Below are 16,999 nucleotides of genomic sequence, written 5' to 3'. Positions count from 1 at the left end.
CCCGGTGGGCGCCGTCCCCGACGGCGCCCACCGGCACGCCCACCACCGAGGAACACCGTGCCCCGACCCCGCATCGACCCCCGCGCCCCCGGCTTCCCGGTCGGCGTCGGCGGACTCGTCGCCGTCACCCTCCTCGGACTCGTCGGCGGCTGGCCCATCGCGAGCGCCTTCGCGGCGCTGTACGTCGCCGTCAGCGCCGCCTGGGGCATCCTCACTACCCGCACCTGGTGGGGGCCCGTCACCCGCCCCGGTGCCGCCCTGACCAGCGGCGTCGCCGTCGTCGTGCTGCTCGTCGTCGGCACCCTCACCAGCGGTCCGCAGGCCGAGGGGACGCCCGACCCCACCGACGCCCGGTCCACGGCCCCCGCGACCGAACCGACCGAGACGGCGGCGGCCGCACCGTCCGCCACGGCGTCGACGTCCGTCGCTCCCTCCCCGTCCGCACCGCCCCCCACACCGACCCCGACGCCCACGCCCGACACCGTCGACAACGCCGCCGACACCCGCACCGCGCTCGCCGCCGTCGCCACCCTCACCGTCAAGGGACGGGCACCGTCCACCGGCTACGACCGCGACCTGTTCGGCCCCGCCTGGGCCGACGTCGACCTCAACGGCTGCGACACCCGCAACGACGTGCTCCAGCGCGACCTCGTCGACCTCGAGATCCGCCCCGGCACCGGTGGGTGCACCGTCGAGACCGGCACCTTCCACGACCCCTACACCGGCGCCACCCTCGACTTCGCACGCGGCTGGGACACCAGCATCCTCGTGCAGGTCGACCACGTCGTCGCCCTCGCTGACGCCTGGCAGAAGGGCGCCCAGCAGTGGACGCCCACCACCCGCCAGGTCTTCGCCAACGACCCCCTCAACCTCTTCGCCTCCGACGGCGCCGCCAACCAGGCCAAGGGCGCCGGCGACACCGCCACCTGGCTCCCCCCGAACAAGGCGTTCCGCTGCGAGTACGTCGCCCGGCAGGTCGCCGTCAAGACGCTCTACCGGCTGTCCGTCACCGCCGCCGAGCGCGACGCCATGGAACGCGTGCTGACCACCTGCCCCGACGAACCCCTGCCCCGCGGCGGACTCGTCCAGCCCGGCACGCTGCAGCCCGTCGCCGGCGTCACCGCCGACGCCACCGACAGCACCGGTTCGTCCACAGGATCCGACCGTGCGGACGACGCGCCGTCGAGCACGACCGGCGGAGAACCCGGCTGCCCCGTCAAGGGCAACGTCGCCGGCGACGGCGAGCTCATCTACCACGTGCCCGGCGGACAGTTCTACGCCGTCACCAACCCCGAACAGTGCTTCGACACCCCCGCCGACGCCGCCCGCGCCGGGTACCGGGCGTCCAAGCGATGACGGGCGCGGGCCCGGACGAGGCCCGTGACGCCGTCATCCTGCTGTGGATGACTCCGGCGTGTCCAGCCGACCCCCGCTAGTGTGCCGATGCAGGTGCCAGGCGAGAGCGCACCGACCAGCGGACCAGGAGCGGCGATGGAGGATCCACGCACCAACCGAAGCGACTCGGTGCTCCGACGCCACGGCCGCTGGGCTGCACCGCTCGTCGCTGCGCCGCTTCTCTTCCTCGGCGGCTCGGCCGCCCTGTCCGCGATGACACGGCAGGACGTCCTCGGCGCCCGGCAGGCGCTGGCGGTCCTCGGGGTCACCGCCGCAGTGCTCGGCGGCACGATCACGCTGCTCGTCCTCGCGCTCGTCAAGGGCAGCCGCACGTTCCGCGAGCATCGACGCCACCGCCCTGTCGAACGCGGCCGCACGACGGTCGGCGAACAACCTCGCGCGAGCGCAATGGCGCGAGCACAGCCAGGCGCGCCTCGTCGTCAGCAACCACCGCCTGCTGATCCAGGTCGGTGGCCACTGGCTCACCTTCGACTACTCCACCATGACGGCCGTCTTCCCGGAGCCTCAGGACTGGGCACTGGTCTGCCAGTTCGGAGCGTCACAGCCGTTGCTCCTCACCGGCAACCACGCACCGTTCGCCGCCGTGATGACCCTCTTCCAGACGCATGGCGAGCACGCGCTGCGCGAGCACCCAGGCGTGGCGCCGCTGGCGATCTCCCGCTGACGTCCTTCAGCTCGCGGTCGTCCCGCCTGCTCCAGTGGCAGGCGGCGCAGCAGACGGTCCCGTCCATCGTTAGTCGGGACTCATCGGATCTCTTGAACCGCGCACCATCGTTGCTGCCGTGGGCCGCGCCCGCGGGCGGCATCGATCCGGTGCGCTTCCATGGCCGTGGGTCACAACCTCAGCGCGGAGCCGGGGTGACGATTGCGGGATGGAAGTAGTCGAAGAGGGAAGTCTCGATCGGCGCATCGAACCGCAATATCATGCGGACGACCGAGTCTCCCGTCTTGGTCATCACGGTCTGTTCTGCGTTGTGTGATGTTGCTTCGCCAAGAAAGTAGAAGTCGGAGCCTTCTGCGTCGTCCTTCTTCACGAAAACGTAGATCTTGACTTGGTTGGCGACGATCGGGCGAACTTCTCCGCTTGACAGTGTTCGACGACTCCGGGTGTACCAGAGCATTGATGACTGGTCGAGCAGGGTGTCCTCGTATGCCGTGCTTGCCGAGATGTCGTCTGACTTGTGGAGCGTGACGAAGATCGGGCATGCGGGTATCGGTCCGGTTGACACGTCGACCTTGTACCCGTAGACCGTCGAGGCCCACTTGCGAGGCCAGCAGAGCAGGCGGAGCGCCTCCTTGCGTGAGTACTGGCGGCCGGGAGAGAAGGGTTGGGAATGGTCGAGACTTTTCTTGGTGATGGAGAGGCCTGTCTCTATCAGATCGTCGACCGCAGCCGAAAAGGCCGAGGATGACTGATAGGCCGCCGCGACGGCGGGGTTGAGGGCCAGGGCGTGATCGCCTTCGCGCTGAACTATTCCTCTTTCGTAGCGCTTCTTGTCGGCTTCGGTGAAGCCCTCGAGGGTGAGTGTGTCGATGGTGCTGTCGATGTGCGCTTCGCTTGCGGGCAGGTCTTGCCGATCAAAGAGGGACTTGACATGCGAGCGTGGCATGCGAATGTCGTCGAGCAGTGCCCGGAGGAGGATGAACTCGTGCGGGCGCTTGGCGGGAAACACTTCGTGGGAGAGGAGTTGGAGGGCACTGCTCTCTATGTCGGTCAACCCCGAGTCCTCCTTGAGCGCCTTCTGGATGAGGGCAGGGAAATGTTCGCACTTCGTCGCGAGGAGGACAGGATCGACGGACTCGAACCGGAAGAAGTCCCACAAAGCAGGTGCGCCTCCGACTCTGTTGCGCATCGCCACGAGGGCAGCCTTGAGGCGGGACATGTCATCAAGCTTGGTGTCGCGAATCGAGGCGAGCACGCGCTCCTGCGCGATCCGGTCAAATTGGACGCTTGAGAGGCCCGGCATGGCGCCTGCTTCCTCGGCCGCGATGAGATTCTGGCGGAGGGACTCCTTGTTGAGCGAGTCGTCGCCGAAGAGCGCGATCGGGATCATGAAGTTGTTCGCGTAGTTCCCGATGAAGTCGATGACGACCAGGTAGTCCTTCTCAGGGTGCTTGCGCAGGCCGCGCCCGAGCTGCTGCACGAAGACGATCGCGGACTGGGTCTGCCGCAGCATGATGACCTGATTGATCGAGGGGATGTCGACGCCCTCGTTGAAGACGTCGACGGTCAGGATGTAGTCGAGCTCGCCGCGCTCCAGCCGTTCGACGGCTGCTTCACGTCGCTCAACCGAGTCTTCACCGGTGAGCGCCACCGTCCGCAGCGACCTGCCTCGGAGGCTCGACCGGTTGAGCGCTTCAGAGAGGCTCCGCGCCTCCTCCTTGCGGCTGCAGAAGATCAGACCCCGTGGTGGGACTCCGGACTGTCCGTAGGTTTCGATGGCCCAGATGAGGTGTGAGACGCGCTCCGCCGAGATGAGGACGTTGAGGTTGCTCTTCGCGTCCACGGTGGTGTCGTCATCGAATGTGACATCCGTGATCCCGTAGTAGTGGAACGGGGCGAGCATGTCCTCCTCGAGCGCATGGTTCAAGCGAATCTCGTAGGGCACGTTGTAGTCGAAAAGTTGGTAGACGTTGAAACCGTCGGTCCGCTCGGGGGTGGCGGTCATGCCGAGCGTGAAGACCGGATCGAAGTGGGACAGCACCCTCTGGTGCGATGGCGAACCCGCGCGATGAGCCTCGTCGACGATGACGTAGTCAAAGACGTCCACGGGGTACTGAGACAGCACCCCCGGCTGCGAGAGGGTCTGCACGGTGGCGAAGAGATAGCGCGCGTCGAAGTTCTTCGTCGTTCCGGTGAGCTTGCCGAAGTCAGTCTCGCGTCCGCCCAGCACCTTCTGGTACTCCTGGATGGTCCGGTCCAAGATCTGTTCCCGGTGGACCAAGAACAGCAGTCGACGAGGATTCACGGCGCGAACGTCCAGGGCTGACAGGATGGTCTTGCCGGTGCCCGTGGCCGAGATGACGATGGCCCGTTTTTCCCCGGACTCACGTACGTCGGCCAGGGCACGCAAGGCGTCGCGTTGCATCGAGTTCGGGAGGACCGGCGGCAGCGTTGCTGCGACAACCTCATCGGGAGTCGCGACCGGGGGGTAGGTGAGTCGCGAACTCGTGAGGGGAGGCGCATCCGGGCCAATCGATGAGAGGTCACGTGGGATGCGGGGCGGGCGAGCGTTGGGCCTGACCCAAGTCTTGGCGTACTGCTCGATCCACTCCGTCGTGAGGGGCACCGAGTCCTGCATCTGGCTCTCCGTCAGCCTGTTCAGCTGTGCCGCGAGATCGCTGTCCGGCGCGGCCGACACCTTGAGGTTCCACTCGTGGTTCTTCAGGAGTGCGCTCGGCGTGAGGTTGGAGCTCCCCATCATGGCCGTCACGGCATTGCCGTGTTCGAACAGGTACCCCTTCGGATGAAACCCGTCAGCGTTGTGCAGCCGGACATCGATTCCCAGCCGCTGCAGACTGGCCAGCTCGGCGAACGCCTCTGGAGAGTTGAAGCCCAGGTAGTCGGACGTGACGATGCGGCCTTCACCGCTGAACTCCACGAGGTCCTGCTTGAGGAGTGCGATGGCGCCCGGGGAAACGAAGGCAACCGAGAACGTGAAGGACTGGCAGCGCCGAATCTCCACGCGCAGTGCCCGCAGCACCGTACTGCTGTCATCGTTCAGCACCACGCGCGGGTTGTGGTGCCGGGGCGCTCCGTGCGTCTCGGTACTGAGGAACCCGTAGCCGACGTCGAGCTTGAAACGCTCGTTCCAGACGAAGTCGCCGGTCACGACGGCAGGTCCGCCTGGATCTTCTCGACTGCCGGGATATCGGCGGGAGCCCAGGCGAGCTCCGACAGCTCTGCTGGCGCCAGCCAGCGGACAGCCGCGTGCTCTGAGAGTGTTGGTGTGCCGGCGACGAGATGGCAGTAGAAGGTCGTGAGGGTCACGATCCCGAAGTCGTACTGGTGCCGCGTTGACTCCACCTGCTGACCGACGAGAACTGTGCAGTCGAGTTCCTCGTCGATCTCGCGCTGGAGGGCCTCCTGCGGCGTCTCGCCCGGCTCGATCTTGCCGCCTGGGAACTCCCACATCCCCGCAAGACTTCCTGACGGGCCCCGCTGGGCACACAGGATCAAACCTTGGTCGATGATCACAGCGCCGACGACATCGATGCGCTTCTCAGAACCCACACGCGGAGCTTTCCACGAACGGACGACACTGGCCAAGCCGGCGAAGCGGACGCGGCGAACCGCCGGTGGGACACGAACAACACGGCGAGCATCGCGCCAGGCTCGCCGGATGCTCTGAGGGCGCAGTAGCCAGACGGGGCACGCGTCACGGCTCCGTGTCGTCGTGCACCACCACGCGGGACAGCTCGCAGCCCCCGTCGGGGAGCCGCCAGTAGTGGAGGCGGCGCGCGGCGGGCGTGTTGGCCTGGAGGGACACCCGCCAGCATGTGGCACCGTCGTCGCGGCGCACTTGGGGCGAGCCGCCACCGTCGTCGGTGCGCAGTGGGTGAAGCTGGAGCCCGTTGATGTCGGCGGCCCGGCCTGTGACGACGTGCACGACGGTCTCGACGATCTTGCGTCGACTGACCCCGGGAAGAGCGAGCGAGTCGAGGAAGGCCGACCCGAGCGTGTAGTCGTGCAGGGGGAGTGACACCTTCTGTGCAGCGGGGACGCCCCGGACCCAGGCGGTGTGCACCTCGTGTCGGAACTGGTCGGCGGGGTCGGTGAACCAGGGGCCGTCGTCGTCGGTCCCGGGTGCTCGGTGCTCGGTCTGCTGGCGCCGGCGGTCGGCGTTGCGGTACTTGCGCTTGAAGTCGCCGAGGCTGTTCTCCAGGCGGTTGACGCGTTTGTCCTGCTCCTGGATCTCCGCGAGCAGGTGCGCGTTGTCGGCCTTGAGCTGTCGCGCGAGCCGTGTGGCTGCGACGGCTTCCTGCTCGGCGGCTTCGGCACGCGTGAGAGCGGCGGCGAGGGCGAGCTGGGCGTCCTGGAGTGCCTTGCCCCGTGGTGCGGGGTCGCTGGTGACCGGCTCGTCGGTGGTCGGGGGAATGGCGGTTACCTGCGGACGGTGCGCGGTGCCGCGGCCGAGCAGCGCGGGGGTCGGTCGGGCCGGTGCCGCGCCGCTCTCAGCGATCCTGTCGGGTGGCTGGAGGTCGCCCTGAGGGGGCGTCGCAGCTGGTGGTCCGGAGGACGGCGGGGCGGCTTCGCGGGGCACGGGCGGCGCAGGGCGGAACGGGCCGGGCTTCGGCTTCGGCTGCGGCGGTGCTGGACGGACCGCCGGAACGACCGTCTGCACGGTGCCGGCGGGAGGCGTGGCGGACGGGCTCTCTACCGGGCCTGGGGCTGGCGTATCGCCGACGGCGTCGCTGAGGGTGTTGCTGGCGGCGGGCGTGGGCGCCGGGCCGGGTTCGTCGGCGCCGGCGGCGGAGGGCGGCAGCAACCAGACAGGCCCCCCTGGCAGCAGGGCGACCGCTGGAACGGGCACGTCCTCGCTCTCGTCGACGTCGTCGAGCCGCACGGCGACGCCGGCACCGATGACGCGCGCCAGCAACACCTCACCGGCCTCGAAGAGCCCGTCCAGGCTGTCGAGGTCGTTGGTGGTGACGTGCTCGCGCGGGACGGTGACCGGGAGCTGCGGGGCGAGCTCGACGACGACCGTGTCCCGGTCGGCGGACCGCACCCGGACGAGGACGACTTCGCCGGAGGCGTAGGCACCCTCCACGAGCAGGCGCGACGCGGAGCTGTCGGGCAGGTGCGCGGCGACGTCGAGCAGCCGACTCACAGGGTCCAGGACTCCTCGGACCCGCAGGCCGCGCGCGAGAACCTGGTCGAGCGGCACACCGGCGCCGGTGAGCTCCTCCGCGACGGTTGCCTGTCGGCCGTCGTCCAGGTCGACGAACGCCCGCTGCCCGACGACGCCGCGCACCGTCCCCTCGACGAGGGACGCGGTGGGAGAGACCTCGGGGGTTCCGACGAGGCCGGCGCGCAGGGCGGCCCCCAGCACGTCGTGGACGAGGTCCTGGAGGACGTGCCCGCCGTCGATCCCGGAGTACGCGAAGCGCAGACGTGATCGCCGCGGCAGCCCGACCCACTCGTGGTCGACGGGGTAGACGCGGGACGCGCCGCCGTACACCTGCGTGTTCGGCGGCATCGCGTGGGAGAACGCCCACGACGGGTCGCCGGTGGTGAGGAGCACCACCTCGGCGAGGTCGCCGATCTCCGCCTTGAGGGCCTCGACGTCGACGAAGGGCCCGTCCGCGTCCGCCGCTGTGGACACGGCGACCACGGGCCAGGTGCGACCCGGGGTGAGGAGGCGGTGGGCGAGGTCCTGAGCCGTCTCGAGCGTGTCGATCGTGACGACGTCCACGGGCGGCCGCGATCGGACAGGGGTGTCCGACGGCTCGCCGACGGGCGGCGCTTTGTCTCGACGCTGTTCGCGGGCTCGGTTGCGCGGGGGCACTGCACCTCCTGACGTGCGTGGAGGGAGGCTATCCACTCCCTCCGACAAGGTCTCGACCACGTCGACGGGGCACCGGCACGTCCGTCGCCCCGTCGGCTGCTCCTCGGGCCGCGCGCTCCGACTCCCTTCTTGTCGCCCGCCTGGTGAACGGCACGACCGTGTCGACCCCCGTTGTCCACAGGCTGGACCGCAGCCTGACGACGGCCGACCCCAGTCGCTAGGTTGTCCGGATCGTCACCGTCGACTCCCGTGAAGGAGCCACGATGCCCCACCCCCGCGCAGCCCTCGCCGCGGTCCTCATCGTCCTGTTCACCGCAGCCTGCACGCCGGACGATCCGCCGTCCGCGTCGGCGACTCCTGTCGCTGAGCCCGTCGCCACCAGCAGCCCGACCGGGCCGAGCCCGACATCGAGCTCGACAGCTCCCGTCGTCGTCGCGCCGGAACGACCCGCGGCGCTCGACGACGACGGAGTCGAAGGGGCGAAGGCCGCGGCTGAGTACTTCGCGCTGCTCGACAGCTACATCATGAAGACGAACGACACGGCCGTCTACGAGAGCATGTCCCATAAGGCATGCGGAACCTGTGAGGCGCGGCTCGACCAGGCCCGGACGATCGCGCAGAACGGGGACACCTTCATGGGCGGTGAGAAGACCGTCCGAGTCGTGCACGCCTACCTGCAGGACGAGCCAACAGGAATTTGGCCTCTGGATGTCGAGGTGACGACAGACGACGTATGGATCACCGACGATCAGGGCACCGAGGTCGCTGCGTTCGACCGCGTCACCTACGTCTCCCATTATGAACTCGCGCTGAGCAATGGCTCTTGGGTCGTTGTAGGCATCTCCGACTTGGAGTCGGACTGATCATGTCGACGACGATCGTTGGTCTCGCGCTCTCAGCCGCCGTAGTTGCAGCCGCGGTTGTGGCCGGCGGCGACTCCGAATACGTATCGGACGCAGTGAACAACGACCGGTACGTCGTCGGGGCCGTCGGGGAAAGCTCGGACGGTTCAGCTCCCGCAGGTGGTGCTGACAAGCCGCAGGACAAGTACTTCCGCGCCGACGCAGCGTTGTGCAACGCGACGGCGGGTCTGGACGAGGTAGAGCTGTTCCACGTGGCGGGGGCGTGCCCTGACGGGGCGTTGGACGTGACGATCTCGGCGGCGGGGTGCGAGCCGGGCGCGGTGGAGCTCGCGGACCTGTGGGTGCAGCGGGTGCAGGCGGACGGTTCGTACGCGGAGCCGGAGATGGTGAGCGCGGCGGACTGCGTGACGCCGGCGGATGTGGCAGCTGAGGCGCGGCGGGCGTTCGAGGCGTTGCAGATCGACCCTCCGGTGGCGTCGGTGCAGGGTCGGGAGCCGCTGCTGGTGAACGTGCACTACCCGGCTCGCGCGGAGACGGGTCCGTTGGAGGAGTCGGTGACGTTGCTCGGGGTGCCGGTGACGATCCGTGCGGAGCCGGTGGAGTTCACGTGGGACTTCGACGACCCGCACTCGGCGGGTGGTGGCACGCTGACGACGACGGATCCTGGTCGGGCCTGGCGGGACGGTGACGCGACGCCGGACGACTCGTGGGTGGGTCACCGGTACACCTCGTTGGGTGATCCTGCGCAGGACGCGGGCACGGACGTGGATGCCGAGGGTGATCGGTACCGCGACGACGTCACGGTCACCCTGACGACGACGTGGCAGGGCTCGTTCAGTCTTGCCGGGTCCGCGACGTGGACGCCGATCGCGGGTGCAGTCACCACGACGACCACCTTGGACCCGGTGACGGTCACCGAGGCGCGCGTGCGGCTCGTCTGCGACGACGTCGAGAACAGCTCGACCTGCTGAACAGGTTGTCCACAGGGGTGGACTTGGTGCTGCGGCAAACGGGCGACGGCGTCGGGCCCCGCTCTGGGCGTCGTCCGTCGCAAACACCAGCAACGTCGGCGAGCCGTCGTGGTCAGCCCGCCGCCCCATCGACATTCCCCCGCCTCGTCGGCGCCCGCGGGTGGCCGAGAGCTACTCGACGTCGCCGTCGACGTAGAACCACCGGCCGGCCTCGCGGACGAACCGGCTGACCTCGCGCAGCTTCCCGCGGTGCCCGTCGTGGCGGTAGGTGGCGACGAACTCGACGGTCCCTGAGGTGTCGAAGATCCCGCCGCCGGTGACGGCGAGGACGTCGAGGCGGAGCCACCGCTGGTCGGGGTCGAGCTCGAGGTAGGCGGGTCGGGTGGTGGGGTGCCACGACGCCAGCAGGTACGGCTCGTCGAGGGCGGCGAACGCGGAGTAGCGGGAGCGCATGAGCGCCTCGGCCGTCGCGGCGGTGCGCTGTCCGGCGTGCAGGGGCCCGCAGCACTCGCCGTAGGGGAGGCCGGTGAGGCAGGGGCAGCGTGCGTCGTCGTCCACAGGTCCATGATCGGTCATGGGTGGGTGGCCCGGGGGGCGGTGCGAGCACGGCCGGCGGGTGCGGCGCCGTCGGGCGTAATCCGTCACCCGTTGGTTACACGGGGTCATCGGCGATGAAACGACCGCTGTTTAGCGTCGACTTAACGCCGACGTCGGCGCACGACCCCACCCGAGGAGCTCAGTGATGACGGACGCACCTGCCCTGACGGCGCCGGAGGCACCGGCGGCCAAGCACCCTGTGGACGAGGTCCCGCGCCTGGCGCGGCTGTTCCCGCTGGGCCTGCAGCACGTGCTGGCGATGTACGCGGGCGCGGTGGCGGTGCCGCTGATCGTGGGCGGCGCGCTGGGGTACAGCCCGCAGGACATCGCGTTCCTCATCAGCGCGGACCTGTTCGTGGCGGGCCTGGCGTCGATCGTGCAGTCGGTGGGATTCTGGAGGTTCGGCGTCCGCCTGCCGATCATGCAGGGCGTCACGTTCGCGGCGGTCGGTCCGATGATCAGCATCGGCACGACGTACGACATCACGGCGGTGTTCGGCGCGACGATCGCGACGGGCCTGTTCATGATCCTGGTGGCGCCGTTCTTCTCGACGTTGCTGCGGTTCTTCCCACCGATCGTCACGGGCACGGTGATCCTCATCATCGGGGTGTCGCTGATGGACGTGGCGGCGGGCTGGATCACGAGCCAGGGGGAGTCGGCGGCGCCGTCGGACCTGGGGCTGGCGTTCGGGACGCTGCTGTTCATCGTGCTGATCGAGCGGTTCGCGCCGGCGGCGATCGCCCGCTGCTCGGTGCTGATCGGGCTGGCGCTGGGCACGCTGGCGGCGCTGCCGATGGGGAAGGTCGACTGGTCGGGCGTGGGGGACGCGGGCTGGTTCGCCGTGGTGACGCCGCTGCACTTCGGGGTGCCGACGTTCCCGGTGGCGGCGGTCCTGTCGATGCTGGTCGTGGGGCTGGTCATCATGGTCGAGACCACGGGCGACATGATCGCGGTCGGCGAGATCGTCGACCGGCCGGTCAGCAGGAAGCGCCTCGCGGACGGTCTGCGCGCGGACGGCCTGTCCACGATGCTCGGCGGGTTCTTCAACACGTTCCCGTACACGGCGTTCGCGCAGAACGTCGGCCTGGTCAGCCTGACGGGCGTCGCGTCGCGGTTCGTCGCGACGATGGCGGGCGCGATCCTTGTCGTGCTGGGTCTGGTGCCGAAGGTGAGCGCCGTGGTCGAGGGCGTGCCGAGCGCGGTGCTCGGCGGCGCCGGGATCGCGCTGTTCGGCATGGTCGCGGCGTCCGGCATCCGCTCGCTGACGAAGGTGACGTTCACCAGCAAGAACATCCTCGTGGTCGCGGTGTCGCTGGGCGTCGCGATGCTCCCCACGGTGAAGCCGGAGATCTACGCCGAGTTCCCGACGTGGTTCCAGCTCGTCTTCGACTCCGGGATCAGCGCGGGTGCGATCACCGCGATCCTGCTCAACCTGCTCCTCAACGGCGACCAGCTCCGCGGCGCTCAGGACACGCAGGACGTCGCCCCGCACGACGCGCTGCGCGCCGTCCAGCCGGCGGTGCTGCACTTCGACGCCGCGACGGGCAAGGGTGAGCCGGTCGAGGTGGCCGCACCGGCGTCCACGACGGGCTCCGACGCCGTCGTCGACGCGACCGAGCCGGCCGACGACGAGGCGGGACGCCATGCCTGACGAACCGGCCTGTCCGGTCACGAGCCGGTGGCGTCCGCGCCTCGACCTGTCGGGCTGCGACTCGATCCGCAACTCGATCCGCGACTCCGCGAGTCAGCGCACCGACCCGCGAGTCAGCGCGACCGGCCGCGAGTCAGCGCAGGCAGCGCCCAGTCAGCGCACCTCCGCGCGAGTCAGCGCAGGATCGTGCGAGTCAGCACAGGACGTCGCGGTGCGACGGGCCGGTGGCGCATCCACGGGGCGTGGCGACCAGTGGGGCATTCTGACGCGCACCCGCACCCGCGGCCGTGGGTGCCTCACGCTTGCCGTCGTAGGTCGGCCACCACGGTGACAGGCGTCGAGGCTGCTGAAGAAGAGCGGCGTCGTGGGCACCGGTCGCACCCAGCGCTGACTCGGCCGGGACTGCGCTGACTCGGCCGGGACTGCGCTGACTCGCGGCCTGCCGCGCTGACTCGGCCAGCCGGCGCCGGCCCGCGGGTCAGGACTCGCGCGCGACGGCCTCCTCGACGTGCTCGACGACGGTGCCGAGCGGCGCGTTGAGGCGTTCCTCGAGCAGGAGGACGGCGAGCGCGAGGAGGACGAGGACGGCGGCGACGAGGGGGACGACGCGCACGTCGACGACGGCGACGAGGAGCGCGCCGAGGGCGGACCCGGCGGCGATGCCGAGGTTGAACGTGGACGACGCGACGGCCTGCGCCATCGTCGTGCCACGTGGGGCGACGAGCATGACCCGGTGGGACAGCGCGGGCGGGACGGTCGAGAACGACAGGCCGCACACGACGAGGAAGGCGACGGCGGCGACCTTGTTCTCGCCGAGGGCCCACAGGCCCAGGACTCCCACGGCGTACGTGGTGACGGCGACGACGAGGGCCGCCGCGGGGTAGCGGTCGAGGTAGCGGCCGACGACGAGCGCGCCGACGACCCCGGCCCCGCCCTGGACGAGCAGCAGGGCGGGGATGTCGGACTGGGTGAACCCGGTGACGTCCTGGAGGTACTGGGTGCCGAACGTGATGACGCCGAACGCGCCGGTGACGACGAGGACGGTGGTGACGAGCTGGAACCCGAAGCGCCGGCCGCTGGGGTGGGGGGCTTGGGCGGCGCCGCCGGCCCGGGGTGCGACGGTGGGGAACAGGACGAGCACGATGACCATGACGACGGCGGAGAGCGCGGCGACGGCGGCGAAGGTGACGCGCCAGCTGGTCTGCTCGCCGAGCCACGTGCCCAGCGGGACGCCGAGCAGCGGCGCGAGGGAGTTGCCGACCGCCAGCCGGGACATGGCGCGGCCGCGGACGAGCGGCGGGAACAGGCCGAGGGTGGCGGGGACGACCGCGACCCAGAACAGCGCCTGGGCGAGCCCGGTGACGAGCCGCGCGGCCATGAGCTGCTCGTACGACGGCGTGAGGGCCGCCCACAGGGTGGCGACGGCGGCGACGCCGCAGCACGCGGACAGCACCCAGCGACGCGGGATGCGGCTGGTCGCCCACGCCAGCGGCACCGACGACACGAGGACGACGAGCGCGTACGCGGTGACGAGGAGCCCGATCTCGGAGGTACTGCGGCCGAGGTCGGGTGCCATGAGGGTGAGCAGCCCGGACGGCAGGGACTCGACGGTCACGAACAGGAACGTCGAGGTGGCCATCGCGGCCAGGATGATCGAGGCGCGACGGGGGTCGAAGGTGGGCTGCTGGGTGGTCATCGAATCGATTCTACGAGGGCGAGGCAGGCGCGTCGGGCCGATTCGCGCGCCGACTTCCGTGATCTTCGCCGAGCCTCGCCGTCGACGCGCGGCGACACGTCCCGACGTGCGCTGACTGGCGGGATCCTGCGCTGAGTCGCGCCGACGTGCGCTGACTCGCGGCGTCCTGCGCTGAGTCGCGGGGAGGTGCGCTGAGTCGCGGCCGGCCGCGGCGGTGCGGTCGGCTGCCCCGAGCGACGGCTGGGAGCGTTCACAGCGCGCACGCTAGACTCGCCGCCATGAGCGGCACCACGAACGGCGACGTCGACGTCGCGCCCCCGGACGACACACGTCCGACGTCGGCGGACACGTCGGTGGGCACCCTCGCGCCCGACGACGCCGACGGTCCCGCTCCCACCCGCACCACGGTGACGGACGGCGCGACGGACGGCGCCCCCGCAGCCCGCGGTGCGACCACGACGGCGTCCCGTACCGCGCGTGCGCGGAAGCCGACCAAGTCGACGCGGCGTCCGACGATCCGGGACGTCGCGGCGGAGTCGGGCGTGTCGCGCGGCACAGTGTCGCGGGTGATCAACGGCGGGCACTGGGTGTCGCCGGAGGCGCGCGCGGCCGTCGAGGACGCGATCCGCCGGACGGGGTACCGCGCGAACGAGCACGCCCGGTCGCTGGTCACGGGCCGGTCCAACTCGGTGGCGTTCCTGCTGACGGAGCCGCAGCACCTGCTGTTCGAGGACCCGAACTTCCCGCGCCTGCTGCGGGGCGCGACGGAGGCGGCGGCGTCGCGCGAAATGCCGATGGTGCTGCTGGTGGCGGGCACCGCGGAGGAGCGTCGGCGGGTGGCGGGCTACGTGGAGGCGGGGCACGTCGACGGGGTGCTGCTCATCAGCTCGCACGAGGGCAACCCGATGATCGCGGAGCTGCTGCGCCTGGGCGTGCCGACGGTGGCGTGCGGTGTGCCGCTCGGCTACGAGGACAAGGTCGCGTACGTCGCGGCGGACGACCTGTCGGGCGGCCGCACGATGACGCAGCACCTGCTGGACGCGGGCCGTCGCCGGATCGCGACGATCACGGGGCCGATGGACACCCCGGGCGGCGTGCTGCGTCTGCGGGGCTACCGGGAGGCGCTGGGGGACGCGTTCGACCCGGCGCTGGTGGTGCACGGCGACTACTCGCGCGAGAGCGGCCGGCTGGGGATGGCGCGTCTCCTGGCGGAGCACTCGGACGTCGACGCGGTGTTCGTCCACAGCGACCTCATGGCGGCCGGTGCACTGGTGGCGGCGCAGGCCGCGGGCCGGGTGGTGCCGGACGACGTCGCGGTGGCGGGTTTCGACGACAACGGGGTGGCGGAGCAGCTGCACCCGGCGCTGACGACGATGCGTCAGCCGTACGAGCGGATCAGCTCGGAGATGGTGCGGCTGCTGGTCGACGTCGTGGAGGGGGCGGAACCGGCGGCGGTCACCCTGCCGACGTCGCTCGTGGTGCGCGACTCGGCCTGAGCGCGTGGCTCAGGGGCGCTGCCACTCGCGGGCGAGCATCCCGTAGACGAGGGTGTCGGTCCACTCGCCCTTCGACCACCAGTCGGCGCGCAGGTGCCCCTCCCGCTTGAGGCCGACGCGCTCGCACAGCTTGGCGGAGCGGTCGTTGCGGGCGTCGAGCTGCGCGACGACGCGGTGCATCCGGTAGTGGTCGAACGCGATGCCGAGCAGGGAGCGCAGCGCCTCGGTGGCGAACCCGCGGCCCGTGTAGGCGGGGTTGAACACCCAGCCGACCTCGCCGCGGGACACGGTGTCCCCGGTCGTCCACAGGGAGACGTCGCCCACGACGGTGCCCTCGTGCTCGACGACGAGCGCCAGCGCGGAGCCGGGCTCGTCCACCCCGGTGCGGGTCATGCGGCGGGCGAGCTGCGTCTCGGCGTCCTCGGCGGTCCAGGGTTCCTCGAGGAGGAACCGGGCGACGTCGGGGTCGGAGTAGTAGGCAAGGAGCGCGTCGAGGTCGCTCTCGGCGTACGTGCGCAGCACGAGCCGGCTCGTCCTGACGGGCAGGGGAGCGCGCAGCGGGGTCACCTCGGTCACGGGAAGGCACCCTAGCCCGAGTCGGTGACGTCGGCGCGGACGAACGGGTGTGACGCCGGAAACAGGTGGCGCGGGCGGTGGGGGCGGGGCGACGCTGGGTCATGGCCTGGGAGCTGCGGGAGGCACCACGTGCCACGTCGCCGGACGACGCGGCGGCGTGGGCGTACCGGGGCTGCGCGGAGGTGGAGCGGCAGGTGGCGCTGGCCGACCTGGGTGACGCGGACGGGGTGCCGTCGGCGCTGGACGTCGTGGTGACGATGAACGAGATCGGCTACCAGCGGCGGCGTCGGGTGGTGGCGGTGGCCGACGACGGTGACGGACGGCACGTCGTCGGGTCCGGTCTGCTCGTGGTGGACCTGCGGGACAACCCGGACTCGGCGTTCGTGCAGGTGGCGGTGCTGCCCGCCTACCGGCGGCGGGGGATCGGCACGGCGCTGCTGGCCTGGCTGGTCGCGGCGGCGCGCGACGAGGGCCGCGCGGTGCTCCAGGCGGAGGTCGACGTGGCCGACGAGCCCGGGTCCGACGGGCCGGGCGTCCTGACCGCGCCGACGGGCAACGGCCGGGTGCGGTCCGACGTGCCCGGTGTGCGGTTCGCCCTCGCGGCCGGGTTCGAGCTGGCGCTCCTGGCACGGCGGTCGTGCCTGCGGCTGCCGGTGGACGACGCCGTGCTCGACCGGTGGGAGGCGGACGCCCGCGTGGTGGCGGGCGACGACTACCGCCTGCACACCTGGCGCGACGACCTGCCGCGGCGCTGGCACGCCGGCTACGCCGACCTGGAGCACCAGCTCACGGTGGACGAGCCGAACCCGGGCCTCGACCTGGAGCCGGAGCGGTGGGACGCCGAGCGGGTGCGGGTGATGCTCGCGCGGCTGCTGCGGCAGCGCAAGGGGTTCGTCGTGACGGCGGCGGAGCACGCGCCGTCGGGCCGGCTGGTCGCGGCGACGTGGCTGGAGCACGGCATGGACGCCCCGGCGTTCAGCGAGCAGGACACCACCGTCGTCATGCCGGACCACCGCGGGCGTCGCCTCGGCCTGCTGGTCAAGGTCGTGAACCTGCGCGCCCACCAGGCCGTGTGGCCCGGCGCCGAGCGGCTGTGGACGTGGAACAACGAGGACAACCCCCACATGCTCGCGATCAACGTCGCGATGGGGTTCCGGCCGGCCGGAGGCGCGGCCCTGTTCCAGGCGCGGACCGCCGACGTCGGTCCGGCGCGGCTAGCGTGAC

At 70.8% G+C, this 16,999-nt stretch carries 14 protein-coding genes; 7 read left to right on the top strand and 7 right to left on the bottom strand.

Annotated features, from left to right (window positions below; genetic code table 11):
- Positions 1-57: 57 nt before the first annotated feature.
- Positions 58-1,356: an HNH endonuclease family protein gene (locus tag ATJ88_RS18940; RefSeq protein WP_245852557.1), complete on the top strand. Its 1,299-nt coding sequence runs from the start codon at positions 58-60 to the stop codon at positions 1,354-1,356.
- Between the two features lie 355 nt (positions 1,357-1,711).
- Here ATJ88_RS18940 and ATJ88_RS18465 read toward each other — a convergent pair whose 3' ends face one another.
- On the bottom strand, positions 1,712-1,873 hold the full coding sequence (locus ATJ88_RS18465; protein ID WP_170023697.1) for a hypothetical protein: 162 nt from the start codon (positions 1,871-1,873) through the stop codon (positions 1,712-1,714).
- A 24-nt stretch (positions 1,874-1,897) separates the two neighbouring features.
- On the opposite strand from ATJ88_RS18465, the gene ATJ88_RS17550 reads away from it, so the two are divergent.
- Positions 1,898-2,080 (top strand): hypothetical protein, encoded by a 183-nt coding sequence (locus ATJ88_RS17550; protein WP_098464945.1) that lies wholly within the window; start codon positions 1,898-1,900, stop codon positions 2,078-2,080.
- A 178-nt stretch (positions 2,081-2,258) separates the two neighbouring features.
- Here ATJ88_RS17550 and ATJ88_RS17545 read toward each other — a convergent pair whose 3' ends face one another.
- The 3 genes from ATJ88_RS17545 to ATJ88_RS17535 form a co-directional block, all read right to left on the bottom strand.
- Positions 2,259-5,249, bottom strand: a complete 2,991-nt coding sequence (locus tag ATJ88_RS17545) for a DUF3427 domain-containing protein (RefSeq protein ID WP_098464944.1) — start codon at positions 5,247-5,249, stop codon at positions 2,259-2,261.
- Positions 5,246-5,650, bottom strand: a complete 405-nt coding sequence (locus ATJ88_RS17540) for a (deoxy)nucleoside triphosphate pyrophosphohydrolase (protein ID WP_098464943.1) — start codon at positions 5,648-5,650, stop codon at positions 5,246-5,248. The genes ATJ88_RS17545 and ATJ88_RS17540 overlap by 4 nt, the downstream gene beginning before the upstream one ends.
- Positions 5,651-5,795: 145 nt before the next feature.
- Positions 5,796-7,832: a hypothetical protein gene (locus ATJ88_RS17535; protein WP_098464942.1), complete on the bottom strand. Its 2,037-nt coding sequence runs from the start codon at positions 7,830-7,832 to the stop codon at positions 5,796-5,798.
- A gap of 356 nt (positions 7,833-8,188) precedes the next feature.
- Here ATJ88_RS17535 and ATJ88_RS17530 point away from each other — a divergent pair, with 356 nt between their 5' ends.
- The gene (locus ATJ88_RS17530; protein ID WP_098464941.1) at positions 8,189-8,788 is read left to right on the top strand and encodes a DUF6318 family protein; all 600 of its coding nucleotides are present in this window, start codon (positions 8,189-8,191) and stop codon (positions 8,786-8,788) included.
- A 95-nt stretch (positions 8,789-8,883) separates the two neighbouring features.
- Entirely contained in the window at positions 8,884-9,759 is an 876-nt protein-coding gene (locus tag ATJ88_RS17525; RefSeq protein WP_141538723.1) for a hypothetical protein, read from the top strand.
- A gap of 171 nt (positions 9,760-9,930) precedes the next feature.
- Here ATJ88_RS17525 and ATJ88_RS17520 read toward each other — a convergent pair whose 3' ends face one another.
- Positions 9,931-10,335, bottom strand: a complete 405-nt coding sequence (locus ATJ88_RS17520; RefSeq protein WP_098464939.1) for a YchJ family protein — start codon at positions 10,333-10,335, stop codon at positions 9,931-9,933.
- 166 nt (positions 10,336-10,501) lie between these two features.
- Between ATJ88_RS17520 and ATJ88_RS17515 the strand changes: the two genes are divergently transcribed.
- A complete protein-coding gene (locus tag ATJ88_RS17515) occupies positions 10,502-12,007 on the top strand; it encodes a nucleobase:cation symporter-2 family protein (RefSeq protein WP_098464938.1) in 1,506 nt (501 codons plus the stop codon).
- A 478-nt stretch (positions 12,008-12,485) separates the two neighbouring features.
- Here ATJ88_RS17515 and ATJ88_RS17510 read toward each other — a convergent pair whose 3' ends face one another.
- Positions 12,486-13,703 carry an MFS transporter gene (locus ATJ88_RS17510; RefSeq protein ID WP_098464937.1) on the bottom strand — a complete coding sequence of 406 codons (1,218 nt, stop codon included), beginning with the start codon at positions 13,701-13,703 and terminating at the stop codon, positions 12,486-12,488.
- Between the two features lie 278 nt (positions 13,704-13,981).
- On the opposite strand from ATJ88_RS17510, the gene ATJ88_RS17505 reads away from it, so the two are divergent.
- Entirely contained in the window at positions 13,982-15,199 is a 1,218-nt protein-coding gene (locus tag ATJ88_RS17505) for a LacI family DNA-binding transcriptional regulator (RefSeq protein WP_098464936.1), read from the top strand.
- A 9-nt stretch (positions 15,200-15,208) separates the two neighbouring features.
- On the opposite strand, the gene ATJ88_RS17500 is transcribed toward ATJ88_RS17505, so the two are convergent.
- The gene (locus ATJ88_RS17500; RefSeq protein WP_245852556.1) at positions 15,209-15,775 is read right to left on the bottom strand and encodes a GNAT family N-acetyltransferase; all 567 of its coding nucleotides are present in this window, start codon (positions 15,773-15,775) and stop codon (positions 15,209-15,211) included.
- 101 nt (positions 15,776-15,876) lie between these two features.
- Between ATJ88_RS17500 and ATJ88_RS17495 the strand changes: the two genes are divergently transcribed.
- On the top strand, positions 15,877-16,998 hold the full coding sequence (locus ATJ88_RS17495) for a GNAT family N-acetyltransferase (protein WP_098464935.1): 1,122 nt from the start codon (positions 15,877-15,879) through the stop codon (positions 16,996-16,998).
- The last annotated feature ends 1 nt before the right edge of the window (position 16,999 follow it).

It is taken from the genome of Isoptericola jiangsuensis (assembly GCF_002563715.1).
GTDB lineage: Bacteria > Actinomycetota > Actinomycetes > Actinomycetales > Cellulomonadaceae > Isoptericola > Isoptericola jiangsuensis.
Note: the sequence above shows the minus strand (reverse complement) of the source record. Positions and strands in the feature narration are given on the sequence as shown.